This window comes from Chryseobacterium lactis (assembly GCF_003815875.1).
Taxonomy (GTDB): Bacteria; Bacteroidota; Bacteroidia; order Flavobacteriales; family Weeksellaceae; genus Chryseobacterium; species Chryseobacterium lactis.
Genome location: NZ_CP033924.1, coordinates 5466261 through 5479248 on the forward strand (window position 1 = coordinate 5466261; position 12988 = coordinate 5479248).

A 12988-nucleotide genomic window follows, 5' to 3' on the forward strand; every position below is an offset into this window, starting at 1 on the left:
TAATTTTGATATTTTACAACCGATCAACTTATTTTGCTATGGTTTTAGGAGTCTACTGGTATTTTAAATTTCCTGAAAATTTATATCATTTCAATTTTTTTAAATTCTTTGAAGGCTTCGGAGGCCACGCTGATAATGATGCTGAATTGATCGCAAAGGTCCGGGTTGATCATATTGATCATTTTATCCAAAAACTGGAAACTTTAAAAGAACATTTCAAAAGAACCTTTTTACAACTGAACATTGATGGAAACCAGCTTATCATAAGTATAGGAGACCATCAGCTTTTTGATTATCACTTCCAGTTTGCTCTTGAAATTGAAAATTTACTTAGTCGTGAAAATGCTGTATTGATAGAACCTGGCGATCCTTTTAAAATTCAAAATACCAAAGTCTATCATCCGGAAAGAGAGCAATTTAAAAGAATTGAATATAATTTCATCCAGATCGTTGGGTCAGACTTTAAAAAAAACAACGCAGAAATTCTTTCCATCAGAATCGACTGTAATTTACCCTTAGTATCTAAAAAGGATTTCCTTCATGACGTTGTCTTAATTTGTAAGGATGAAAACCTCAATATCTTTTATTACAACGATTACGATTTTGAAGATCAATGCAACCTGATGTTATTTTTCACTAATGGAAGGCAGTATAAAGACGGTATTCAAACCATTGATATCAATTCATTCGGGAATAAAATAAGATCTCTTACCCAAAAATATCAGTTTCATTTTGGCCATTTTGGTGGGTTAAAATACTATCCTCTTAACGGGCCTCATATTGAATTGATGGAGGATGAAAATTTTATTTTAAATTAATAATAATCAACACAGTATCACTATGATTACATTCAAATATGTTATCCTGTACGTAGAAAACGTAGAACAATCTATGAATTTTTATAAAAACACCTTTAATACCGAAATAAAATTCATCACTCCGGAAAAAGATTATGGAGAGCTTATTACGGGAGACACAAGTCTTTCATTTGCTTCCATTGAGCTCGCCGGTTCAAATTTGAAACAAGGATTTTTAACCTCCAAAACCCACGCTAAACCTTTCGGAATTGAACTTGGATTTGTAACTGATGATGTTGAAGCCCTGGTGGAAAAAGCCATTCAAAACGGAGCCACTTTATATGAAGACATTACCTTGAAGCCATGGGGACAGAAAACAGCCTACGTTCAGGATCCTGATCATTATCTCATTGAAATCTGTACTGAGATTCAGTAATATTAATCTATGGAAATAAAAAAACTACAAAAATTAGCCGTTAATTCCAGCCTTAATTGGGGACATAACGGCTATACAACAGACAGAATATATTCCGTTTCTTCGATTGAATATGCAGGTTCGTTTGAATTTACCATAAGGGAAAAGTCATTGTCTTATACCAAAGTCTGGGAAACCGGTTCTGAGGATATTGATGAACTTAATCTTCTTATTGAAAAAGGACAATCCTTTGGAGCTTATCACAAGGATGAACTTGTCGGATGGATCATCTGTGAACAAAGAACATGGAACAACAGTTTCTACATTGAAAATATTCTGATTGATGAAAAATACAGAAGACAAGGCATCGGCATTATGTTGATTAAAAATGCGATCAAAGAAGCCAGAAGATTAAATTGTAGAGTTATTGAGCTTGAAACCCAGAATACCAACTACCCTGCCATACAATTTTATCGAAGAATGGGATTTAATATTACAGGGCTCAACACCAGACTATACGAAAACTCTGAGGAAATCGCCTTGTTTATGACTTTGGATATTGAATAAAATCAAAAAATAGACTTTCAAACATTTTTAATATTAAAACACTTTGAAGTGTCTTAATAATTTTATACATTAGTAATCAATAAATTAAAAACAAATTACTATGAAAAATTTAAAAAAGTTAAAAAGAAACCAATTGGTATTGATTGCCGGAGGGGATACTCCTTATGCATTATGTGACCTTGATGGCAATTGCCCTCCTACAGCAGGTTCATCCTACTGCAACGACGGTACTTGCTATAGAGTTACCGGAGGTGGCGGAGGCAATCCTGGCGGCGGCGGTGGTGGTATCATCTGTCATGAGCCTATGCGTTTCTGCCAGGAATGGGAAACAGGATGCGGATGTGTTTATTAAAATATGTTGTCAGATAAATTTAGAGCGGTTTTTTACCGCTTTTTTGTTTTGAAAAGATGCATCTTTGTAGTATGACTAATAATTAGAAACTTCATGTTACGAACAATCTATTTTATAATCGCTATAACTGCTTTTTCTCTAGCAAATGCGCAAACAAAAACTTTTAAGTGCCAGGAAATCCATCGTGCCATCCAGTTAATTGATGATGAAAAATATGATGAAGGTATTGCCATATTGAAAGACTGCGAAAAAAAAGATCCACAGGATTATACCTATCCTTACGAAATTGCTTTTGCATATATAAAAAAGAAGGATTATAAAAACGCTATATCTCAGTTAGAAAAGGTTGAAGGCTATTCTAATATTGATGACTATTATTATGCCCTTCTGGGAAGTGCATATGACCTTTCAAATAATCCGAATCAAGCCCTGAAAGTTTATGATGAAGGCTTAAAGAGATTCCCTGCTTCAGGAAAACTATATCTGGAAAAAGGAGTGGTATTGGAACTGGAAAAGAAAATCAGTAATGCAATAGAAAGCTACGAGGCCGGAATAAAAGCTGATCCCTCTTACCCTTCGAATTACTATCGGGTATCCAGGCTATACTTAGATTCAAATGATCTTCTATCCGGTCTTATGTATGGGGAAATATTCATCAACCTTGAAAGAACAACACCAAGATCACAAGAAATCAGTCAGTTATTATATAATGGATATAAAAAGGCTGTGAAATTTGATAATAATCAGGTACAAGTAGACTTTTGCCCTGCCATTATTGATGCCCAAGAATACGATAAGAATAACAAACTGTCATGGTGTATTATTTTTGCTAAAAACTTTGCACTTTCTGCCCTTAACACAAAAGAGATCAATCTTGACATTCTGTCTTCTGTAAGACGACAATTTCTTAAAGAATATTATGTCAAAGATTATAAAGACTATCCTAATGTTTTAATGGATTATCATAAAACTATGGAAAATAACAAAGTATTCGATGCTTACAATCACTACATTTTTCAGATAGGAGATCAGGAAGCGTTCAAGGATTGGAAAGTTAAAAATGGAAAAGAGTACAATACCTTTGTAGAATGGTATACAGCAGATAAAAATGTACTTAAGATCGATCGCAACAATATCTATATATCTGATCAAATAAAGAAATAATTTCCGGTCAATGCAAAATCTACTTACAAACCTCCAATCTCTTATTCCATTTTCTAACGAAAGCTGGACTCTTCTTCAACCCGCACTTTCTAAAAGATCGTATCTAAAAAACGAACTTATGTTGAAAGAATGGGAAATATGTCATTCATTATTCTTTATTGAAAAGGGATTTTGTAAAAGCTATTACGAGATAGATGGTGTAACAAAAAACACCGGCTTTTTCTTTGAAAATGAGATTGCAACTAATATCACCAGTTTTGGAAGCGGGCAAAAATCTGAGTTCAATATTGCAGCTTGTGAAACCTTAGAAACCATCGTTTTTGATAAAGAAAAATTATTTGAACTCGCAAAGCAATCTCCGGAAATAGAAGCATTAGGCCGGAGCTGTATTCGTAGATTTGCAACAAAACAGGAAGAATTTGCGAATCTGTTTAAACTCTATTCAGCACAGGAAAGATTAGAATATCTCGAAAATAAATACCCTGAAATGCTTCAACGCGTATCACTGTCCCAACCCGCATCATTCCTTGGAGTTGCAAGGGAAACGTTGAGCAGAATCAGAAAACGAAGAGTCTCTCAATAAATTTTATTTAATCAATTCATCACCAATCTATAATGAATGAATTTTGGGATGATGAAGATGAAGGTTAATTTTAATTTTAAAGAACAACACTAAGACACCCTAAGGTGTCTTTTTCTATTTCCATTTTAACTTTCCTTTTTAATATATATTACGACACCTTCTGTCGCTCTCTCATATTAATTTTGCAATACAAGTTTAAACCACGTATAAAATTCTCAACAAAGGGAGGTACAAAAAGTAATATCTTAGCGATCTCAGAAATAAAAATTAATAAACAAACAACACAGCCATGAAAAAACTCTATGCGGGTGCATTATTCTTATGTGCTACTTCAATACTATATTCTCAGGAAATGATTTGGTAAAAAGACATTAAGTCTTCTACACAAGATTCCTTAAGCCAAACGGCAAATACTAAATTGATTAAAAAATAAACACGATGAAAAAAATATTTTTATTATCCATCTTCATTTTAAATATTGGAAAAGCTCAGAACATATCTAATCCTGAAAGTAATAGCTATACGCCTAAAGATCTTCCAAGCTCCCCAACTACTGCTTCGTTAATGAAGTTTGAGGAAATTCCTGTAGACAACTATACAGGAGTTCCTGATATTGGTATTCCGATTACCAGCATGAGTATAGATAGAGGATTAAATCTGGATGTAAGTCTGAAATACCATCCAGCTTCTATTGCGGTTGAAGAAAAAGCCAGTGATGTCGGTTTAGGATGGAACTTAATAGCCGGAGGAACAATTACCCGAACTGTAAAAGGACTTCCTGATGAATATAAATTTGACGGGAATTATACCCGCAGAGGTATCTACAGAAAAGATGAACAATCTTATCCTAACAAATATGGTGAAGTATATGACATTCTTAAAAATCAACAATTTGGCTATGATGATCTGGTTCGATATGACAAATACAATGAATTCGCATGGGAGACTTACTTTAAAAGCACTTATGACAGTCAGTACGATTTGTATCAATATAACTTTTTCGGAAATACAGGACGATTTATTATCAAAAGAAATGATAATGGTGAATTTATTGTCAAAAAACTCGATGAAAATAACCTGAGAATTCAATATATCAATAATACTAACTTTGAGCCTGTCAAATTTACTATCACAGATGAAAATGGCTACGTTTATATTTTTGATATTATAGAGCGATCCGATTCTAATGATGTCACTTTTTCATCTGGTTTAGACGGTATAGGAAGTTCATCCATTACCAGAACGATCAGTTATAACAGTGCTTTTCATTTAAGTCGTATTGAGGACACCAACAACAGATTATTAATGGCTGCATCTTTCGAAGAGCCAAGTAAAGAAATAGTCATTATAAACAACTCTACCAACTATGCATTTAGTTCCGGTTATGAAACTACTTTGGATGATATCCGTATGCGGCAATGTGAAGATCAGATATTTCCTTATTTGAACCCTGTGAATAGAACAAGTACTAATCAGATTATAAGCTATACCCGCAAACTGAAAGAAATTAATATTATTGGAAAAGCTATTATAAAATTTGAGTTTCAAACAGGAAGAAGTGATACAAACCTTCATAACCCTTCTGAATCAAGATTCCTTAAAAAAATCACCGTTAACGATCCCAATTCTCATCAGTCAAAAAGTTATGTTTTAAACCAGCTGTACAGAGAGAGTATATACAAACGAATGTTCCTTTCCAAAGTAGATGTTCTTGATCAAAATAATGCTTTCTTATATAATTATCAACTGTCTTACAGTGATATTACAGGCAATATTATTTCACAAAATATAGGGAAAGACTACTGGGGTTATTTGAATGCCAGACCTATATATTCTTTTTCGGGCGAATACAGGGAAGTTACCCCGGGAATTACAAACGTTGATGTTCTCTCAAAGATGACACTGCCTACATCAGGCAGTATAGATTTCACCTACGAAAACAATACCTATTCATACAGCTCTCTGTACAACACTACCGAAACTCTTACGAACTGGGATGATAATATTAATAATTGGGATGAACAATATATTGTTTCAGATTTTAATCAAACAGATAAAAACAAGCCCCAAAAATATGCTTTTACTCTACAAGAAGCAGCTGATGTATCTTTCGTTGTTGAAAATTCATTTGGCCCAAACCCACCTTCAGACTGGCGATATCTTTTGTATACAAGCCCAACAGGAATCGCAGGGGAAACACTTATTGCTCAAAATTCTGACACAGAAAGTAAGAAGACCCTTTCTCTCCAACCAGGAAATTATTATCTGAAGTACAGTTCAATGAATATAGGGGCTACTCAGCCTTTTACTTCTTCTGTAAACATTTTTTATAAGACCAAAAAGTCAATAGTACAGAAATATGTCTTTGGTGGTGGAATAAGAATCAAAAAGGTAACCTATAAAGAAAGTAACAGCAACACCGCAAAAGAAACAGAATACAGTTATCAAAATCTTGATAATACAGAGCTGAGCAGTGGTTCTTTATCCGTTCCGAAGCCAATTTATACTTATAAGGAATACTCTACAAAAAAAGGACTCAAATGTGTCCACAGAAGCCCTGTGGGAGCCCTTTTAGGAGTTTTTGGCTATGACTATCCTGTTTATGATGTCATAACAACATCGAACATTGTGCCCTCCCAAAAATTAAAAGGAGAGATTGGATACAAAAATGTAGTGGTAAAAGAAATCGGTAAAGGACAACAAAATTACACCTATTCTTCCCCGATTGATATTCCAAATAATTATATCCCTGCCAGTGCCCCTCCCATTCTTTTTTATGAAACTCCGGATTATAAAAGAGGATTGCTAAAAAAAGCGGCCATCTTAGATGATCAAGGGCGGATTTTAAAAAGTTCAACCCAGGAATATTCATATACTGATCATATTGAAAATATAGGTATTACTTATTTCTCCAGTCAACTCTCTACTTCAGCATATTATCCGATGTTTAAAAAGTATGGTGATTTCTTACTCCATATCAGAGGTTGTTCCCAACATGTGGAACCTGCGCACTCCAATACCCAGAATTATGTAGGCGTGAAAGAGTATTTTTATGATGATTTGAATGTTACGCCTCCTCAATGTGCCTTTTATGGTGGAGAAACGCCTAATATGGTCAGACATCATTTTGATAATGAAATCATAGGAAAAGCCAACTTAATCAAACAAGAAGATACAGAATTCTTACAAGGTCAAAACAGTGTGAAAACGGTGAAAAACATAGTGTACAATAATTTAAACTACCCTATACAACAGAATGTTATTTACCCTGATGGAACAAGCCATCAAACCACATATCAATATGCCGGGGAAAAAGGAAATCAAAAACTGATCAATGCTAATATGATAGGTATTCCATTAGAGACAGAGCTAAAAAAGGATTCTAAAACAATCTCAAAAACAGAAACCAGGTACGATGATCCTGCTACCTTATTACCTACTTCCACATTATCCTTTGATCTTCAAAATACTGGTACTTCAACAACAGAAGTAACCTACGATAAATACGATGCTAAGGGAAACCTTCAACAATACACTACCAAAGATGGTATTTCAACAACAATCATCTGGGGATACAACAATACTCAGCCGATTGCCAAAATTGAGAACGCAACATTAGCAGCTATTAATTCTTCCTTTATCAATGCTATTGTCAGTGCTTCTGATACGGATGCAATAGCTGGGACTAATAACGATGAAACTGATTTACTGAACGCTTTTAAAACATTTAAAAACAATTTATCAGGTTACAAAATCACTACCTACAGCTATGATCCGCTGATCGGAGTCAGAAGTATCATTCCTCCTTCGGGAATCAAGGAAAGTTATCTCTATGATTCCGCAGGAAGACTTGAAAAAGTAATCAATGCAGATGGAAAGATTTTGAAGGAAATGAAGTACAACTATAAAAACTAACAACCGATGAAAAAACTTATAATCCCTGTAGGAATGCTATTGGCAACAGGTGCTCTGAAGGCACAGCTCAGCCCGATTCCTGCTACAGAAAATTACGTTCAGACCAAAACATATCTCGATTATAATGGAAGCCAGCCTACCAAATCATCAGAAACTGTTCAGTATTTTGACGGATTGGGAAGGCCGAAACAAGTTGTGGGAATAAAAGCTTCTCCACAAGGAAAAGATGTGGTCACTCATATTGAATATGATGCATTTGGAAGACAGGTAAAAGACTATCTTCCTATCCCGCAATCCGGAACCCAGAATGGAGCGATATATACTTCACCATTAGGAAATGCCTCTTCTATCTATGGTGGAGAGAAAATATTTTCTGAAAAGATATTAGAGAATTCACCACTCGATAGAATCCAGCAACAGATCCAGGTGGGTAATGACTGGGGTTCCAAGCCTGTTAAATTTGATTATGAGGCAGTTACCATAGCTGATGGAGTAAGAAAGTTTATTACCACTACGAGCTGGGTAAACGGAGCTACCCAATCTGTATTGGCTGAAGATTGGTTGTACAGAGACGGGCAGTTATTTAAAAATACAATTACCGATGAGGACGGCAACAAAACTGTTGAGTTTAAAAATAGTAGAGGACAAACGGTGGTCGTTAGAAAAATTGTAAATGGAGAATATGCAGATACCCACTATGTATATAACGAATATGACCAACTGGCATTTGTATTGCCTCCGTTAGCCAGTATTAGAGGTGATATTGTGGCCAATACTGTAAAACATGATGAGTTGTGCTATCAGTACCACTACGATGGAAGAAATCGTTTGGTAGAAAAGAAGCTTCCCGGAAAAGGTTGGGAATACATGGTCTATGACAAGCAAGACAGATTAGTAGCTACACAGGATGCTAATCTCAATGCAAAAGGTCAATGGATCTATACAAAATATGATGAACTGGGAAGAGTGGCCATTACAGGAATTGCAACTGGAAGTGACAGAAGTCAGGAACAGGCTATTGTGAACGGATATGGTTCAAATAATGTCACCAGGCTCAACACAGTTTTGTTTAACAGACAAGGAATGGATGTCTATTACGGAAATCCGGATAACACGTATCCCAATTCTACCAAATGGGTGAGTTTATTATCTTTAAATTATTATGATTCTTATCCCGGATACAGCTTCAATCCTTCATTTCCTGCAACAATACAAGGCGAGCCTACTTTAACACCAACACCTTCTTCTGACGGAAGAAGTACAAACAGCCTTCCTCTTGTCAGCCTGGTGAAAAATATTGAAGATGACAACTGGACTAAAAATTATACCTACTATGATTTAAAAGGAAGAGCAATAGGAAGCTATTCCATCAATCATTTGGGTGGGTATACCAAAACAGAATCTAAGCTGAATTTCTCCGGAACTCAGCAAATGGCTGTCACCAGACATAAAAGACTTACTACAGATACGGAAAAAATAATTACTGAGAATTTTGAATATGATCATCAAAACAGGTTACTTGTACATAAGCATCAGGTAGACAGTAACCCTGTTGAGATTTTAACCCAGAATACCTATAATGAGCTTTCGCAGGTTTCGAATAAAAAAGTAGCCAATAACCTTCAGAGCATTGACTATGCCTACAATATCCGTGGATGGATGACCAAAATCAATGATCCTGCTAATCTGAATGGAAAGCTGTTTGGATACGAGCTCAGGTATAATAATCCTCCTTATACGAATATAGCCACCGGAAAATACAACGGAAATATCGCAGAGATCGATTGGAGAAACGCTTCAGAAGATGTTCTGAAAAGATATTCCTATTCTTATGATGCGCTAAACAGATTAAAAGATGCCATTTATACCGAACCAGGTACAACAAATCCTTATAACAATAATTTCAATGAAAATCTCACCTACGATCTGAACGGAAATATCCTGACCCTGAAAAGAAATGCTGTCCCGGTAACAGGTACAACGGCTACCCAGGTAGACGATCTGCAGTATCAGTACACCGGAAATCGCCTGAACCAGGTTATAGAAAATGCAATGAATAACACGGGCTATGAAGGAGGAAATAATATCATTGATTATGATCCAAATGGTAATATGATCAATATGAAGGATAAAGGAATTCAGTCCATTGTTTATAATTACCTGAATTTACCCAACGCCATAGGAATTACCCAGGTGAATCCTGCGGGAAAAGTAAGCACGACCAACATCGCTCATATGTATCGGGCTGATGGCATAAAGCTCCGTAAGACATTTGTTCAATCAGCTTATATGGGACTTCCTATACAGCGCATGACAGATTATCTTGACGGGTTTCAGTATTCATATATAGATAACGGAACAGGGTGTTTTACCTGCAAAACGGAAAATGCCTATGAAGAACAGGCTTACAGAAAAATCATTATTCCGGTCATCCCCGGAGACCCAAAATGGATCCTGGATTTTGTACCTACTGCAGAAGGCTTTTATAGTTTCACAGAAAACCGTTATATTTATCAGTACAAAGATCACCTTGGAAATGCCAGGGTAAGTTTTGCCAAAAACAGCGCAGGCGTTCTGGAAGTAACCGATACCAACAGCTATTACCCGTTTGGATTAAACCATATCGGAGGGTTTAAAGGACTTTTAAGTGGGTATTATAATTACAAGTACAATGGGAAGGAGTTGCAGGAGACTGGGATGTATGATTATGGAGCGAGGATGTATATGCCTGATTTGGGTAGATGGGGCGTGGTGGATCCGTTGGCGGAAACTTCAAGAAGATGGAGTCCTTATACTTATGCTTTTAATAATCCTATAAGATTTATTGATCCGGATGGCAGACAAGCAACGGATATATACAAAATGGATAAAAGTGGCAATCTTACATGGATGGCTGAATCTAAAACGGATGTGATTTATACTGAAAAGAATTTTGATAGTAGTGGAAATCTAAAGACTGAAAATGATGGTGGATTTGAAGTTGGTGAAAAAGGCTTTATCAAAGGGAATACTCATCAATATTCAACAACTGGAGAGACATATTTGGACTTTAAAGGAGATGAAGCAAAAGGTCTGGATTATCTTAATCAAGTAGGAGATTGGATGAAATCGGGAGAAGTAAATGTGGAATTTGGAATACAAACAGCTGAAGTAAATGGTAAAGATAATACTGTTGTATATACATCTAATCAGGAAACGTCTACAAGTCCCGTTTATGATGGAAATAATGTTAAATTACAAGGACATTTGCATCCTGGGACATGGAATCCCGAACAAATTTCAGGCCCCTTAAATCCTAGTGGGTTTCGAATGTCAAAATTTCCACTAAAAGAAAATGGCTTTACCTCTAAGATAATGAGTAAAACTAATCGTGGAGATAGAGTGTCTGCAGAAACTATGCCTAATGCAGTGAATTTTATTTACGCTCCGGCACACAATACAACCATTATATATAATAGTTCTCAAATAATTAAAGCTTATGAAGGAAAATTTAAAAAAAATTAAAATAGTTCTCTTATTATGCATTCTTTTATTGAATTTTGGTTGCTCTGCTCAGACTCACCAAAAGAAGGATTTTTATAATTACATAGAAAAAATAATTGGTGAAAAGGAGTTTGCTTTTTTTGAAATAAGCTTAATTAAAAAATGTAACAATCAATATCTGTTCGGCTTTGCAAAAATGAATTATAATGATAATCTCTCTAACAGGATTAAGACTTATAACTATAAAGGCTCTTTAATAATCTTTGACTTGGGTGAAGAAAAAGATAAGCAGATTATCAATTTTTTCGATTCTTTTTTTGAGAAAACAAATCAAGATATATCTAATTTAAAGAAAGGCAGGCAATCAACAATTGATGAAAGAGCACTCTATTTCGTAGATAAAAAATTCATTCCAGATTTTAATAGAACTCAGATTTTTATGGAGAGCGACTGCGATAAAAGCGAATAGGATATTTTTTAATCCTCCCGCTAACATACGATTATCGTGTGGTAGATAAAATAAATCCTCGCATTTTGCGAGGGTTTTGTGTTTTCTATTGTTCCGTTTTGTATTAGAAAACAGAACAATAATAATTTTCAGGATTATGTTTAGGGATAGAATAAAAGGGTTGAATTTTTTATATTTGTGGTCATAAATAAAACCTCGCAGCAGCACAAATTCTTTGTGGCATTTTTATTATAAATCTTTCAGTAAACTACCTTATTTTATATCAATATTGACGATGTAGAAATTATAAATATAGCACTGCAATTGATTATTCTCACAAAAAAGAACTTTTAGATGAGATTGCAGTTTTTAGAATGTTTGATTAATAGTTTTTTAACCACATAAAAAACAAAGGCTGTCACCACAAAGTTGACAGCCTTTCCTTTGAAAAAAGTAAATGCTAATATAATAAATGTGTTTTTTTTATAAAGCTCTGTCCAGATGTACATAGCCACCATCCACATGGATAAGCTGGCCTGTGGTATGGCTGGATTTTTCCGAAAGTAAAAAAGCCACCATATGGGCAATTTCTTCCGTTTTAGTCATTCTTTTTTCAAAGGGTATTTTATCGGTTATCTTTTTCAGTTGGCCTTGCGGGTCTTCAAAAGTGCTGATCCATTTTTCGTATAATGGGGTATAAGCTTCTGCAACGATGACGGCATTCACTCGAATATGATAAGGCAACAATTCTACAGCCCATTCTCTGGTTAATGCATTCCTTCCTCCATTGGCTGCCGCATAGGCTGATGTTCCTCCCTGTCCTGTTTCGGCGGTTTTGCTTCCGATATTAACAATACTTCCCTTGCTTTTCTTCAAAGCCGGAAGAACGTAATGAGCCAGAAGATAATAATGAACAAGATTTTTATGCAGCGATTCCATAAAAGCTTCATAGTTTCCATCCTCCAACCCGATGCCATCATTTTCTCCTGCATTGTTGACAAGCCCGTCTATTCTGTTAAATTTTGTCATCACCTCATCAATGGCTTTCCTGCATTCTTCAGGATTCGTAAGTTCTGCCGTTATCTCGTGAGCCGTCAGATTTTCTGATGTCAGAAAATCGATTAATTGCTGATTATCTTCCCTGTTTCTGCCAATAATTACAGGAATAGCTTTTTCCCTCGCGAGCACTTTTACAATACCTTCTCCTATTCCTTTAGCTCCACCGCTTACGATAATAATCTTATTTTCGAGTTGTAAATCCATA

Annotated in this window: 10 protein-coding genes; 9 read left to right on the forward strand and 1 reads right to left on the reverse strand. The window is 35.3% G+C overall.

Translation table 11 applies throughout. The features are described 5' to 3' along the window. The first annotated feature begins 38 nt into the window (after positions 1–38). The 9 genes from EG342_RS24385 to EG342_RS24425 all read left to right on the forward strand — a co-directional run bounded on the left by EG342_RS24385 (position 39) and on the right by EG342_RS24425 (position 11745). Entirely contained in the window at positions 39–818 is a 780-nt protein-coding gene (locus EG342_RS24385) for a hypothetical protein (RefSeq protein ID WP_103293255.1), read from the forward strand. Between the two features lie 22 nt (positions 819–840). After that, positions 841–1233: a VOC family protein gene (locus tag EG342_RS24390; protein ID WP_103293256.1), complete on the forward strand. Its 393-nt coding sequence runs from the start codon at positions 841–843 to the stop codon at positions 1231–1233. Between the two features lie 9 nt (positions 1234–1242). Next, positions 1243–1779 carry a GNAT family N-acetyltransferase gene (locus EG342_RS24395; RefSeq protein WP_103293257.1) on the forward strand — a complete coding sequence of 179 codons (537 nt, stop codon included), beginning with the start codon at positions 1243–1245 and terminating at the stop codon, positions 1777–1779. A 100-nt stretch (positions 1780–1879) separates the two neighbouring features. Next, positions 1880–2131 (forward strand): hypothetical protein, encoded by a 252-nt coding sequence (locus EG342_RS24400; protein ID WP_103293258.1) that lies wholly within the window; start codon positions 1880–1882, stop codon positions 2129–2131. Between the two features lie 93 nt (positions 2132–2224). Then, positions 2225–3295: a tetratricopeptide repeat protein gene (locus tag EG342_RS24405; RefSeq protein WP_103293259.1), complete on the forward strand. Its 1071-nt coding sequence runs from the start codon at positions 2225–2227 to the stop codon at positions 3293–3295. A gap of 10 nt (positions 3296–3305) precedes the next feature. Next, positions 3306–3878 (forward strand): Crp/Fnr family transcriptional regulator, encoded by a 573-nt coding sequence (locus EG342_RS24410; protein ID WP_103293260.1) that lies wholly within the window; start codon positions 3306–3308, stop codon positions 3876–3878. Between the two features lie 438 nt (positions 3879–4316). After that, positions 4317–7793: a hypothetical protein gene (locus tag EG342_RS24415; RefSeq protein ID WP_103293261.1), complete on the forward strand. Its 3477-nt coding sequence runs from the start codon at positions 4317–4319 to the stop codon at positions 7791–7793. A 6-nt stretch (positions 7794–7799) separates the two neighbouring features. Next, positions 7800–11297 (forward strand): DUF6443 domain-containing protein, encoded by a 3498-nt coding sequence (locus EG342_RS24420; RefSeq protein ID WP_103293262.1) that lies wholly within the window; start codon positions 7800–7802, stop codon positions 11295–11297. Continuing rightward, positions 11272–11745 carry a hypothetical protein gene (locus EG342_RS24425; RefSeq protein ID WP_103293263.1) on the forward strand — a complete coding sequence of 158 codons (474 nt, stop codon included), beginning with the start codon at positions 11272–11274 and terminating at the stop codon, positions 11743–11745. The genes EG342_RS24420 and EG342_RS24425 overlap by 26 nt, the downstream gene beginning before the upstream one ends. A gap of 462 nt (positions 11746–12207) precedes the next feature. Here the strand turns inward: EG342_RS24425 and EG342_RS24430 are convergent, their stop codons facing one another. Then, the gene (locus tag EG342_RS24430) at positions 12208–12987 is read right to left on the reverse strand and encodes an L-fucose dehydrogenase (protein ID WP_103293264.1); all 780 of its coding nucleotides are present in this window, start codon (positions 12985–12987) and stop codon (positions 12208–12210) included. Position 12988: the final 1 nt, after the last annotated feature.

What these genes read in the sequence shown, in the direction of transcription:
- EG342_RS24385 (WP_103293255.1), top strand. Translation starts at nt 39, where the DNA reads ATGGTTTTAGGAGTCTACTGGTATTTTAAATTTCCTGAAAATTTATAT.
- EG342_RS24390 (WP_103293256.1), top strand. Translation starts at nt 841, where the DNA reads ATGATTACATTCAAATATGTTATCCTGTACGTAGAAAACGTAGAACAA.
- EG342_RS24395 (WP_103293257.1), top strand. Translation starts at nt 1,243, where the DNA reads ATGGAAATAAAAAAACTACAAAAATTAGCCGTTAATTCCAGCCTTAAT.
- EG342_RS24400 (WP_103293258.1), top strand. Translation starts at nt 1,880, where the DNA reads ATGAAAAATTTAAAAAAGTTAAAAAGAAACCAATTGGTATTGATTGCC.
- EG342_RS24405 (WP_103293259.1), top strand. Translation starts at nt 2,225, where the DNA reads ATGTTACGAACAATCTATTTTATAATCGCTATAACTGCTTTTTCTCTA.
- EG342_RS24410 (WP_103293260.1), top strand. Translation starts at nt 3,306, where the DNA reads ATGCAAAATCTACTTACAAACCTCCAATCTCTTATTCCATTTTCTAAC.
- EG342_RS24415 (WP_103293261.1), top strand. Translation starts at nt 4,317, where the DNA reads ATGAAAAAAATATTTTTATTATCCATCTTCATTTTAAATATTGGAAAA.
- EG342_RS24420 (WP_103293262.1), top strand. Translation starts at nt 7,800, where the DNA reads ATGAAAAAACTTATAATCCCTGTAGGAATGCTATTGGCAACAGGTGCT.
- EG342_RS24425 (WP_103293263.1), top strand. Translation starts at nt 11,272, where the DNA reads ATGAAGGAAAATTTAAAAAAAATTAAAATAGTTCTCTTATTATGCATT.
- EG342_RS24430 (WP_103293264.1), bottom strand. Translation starts at nt 12,987, where the DNA reads ATGGATTTACAACTCGAAAATAAGATTATTATCGTAAGCGGTGGAGCT.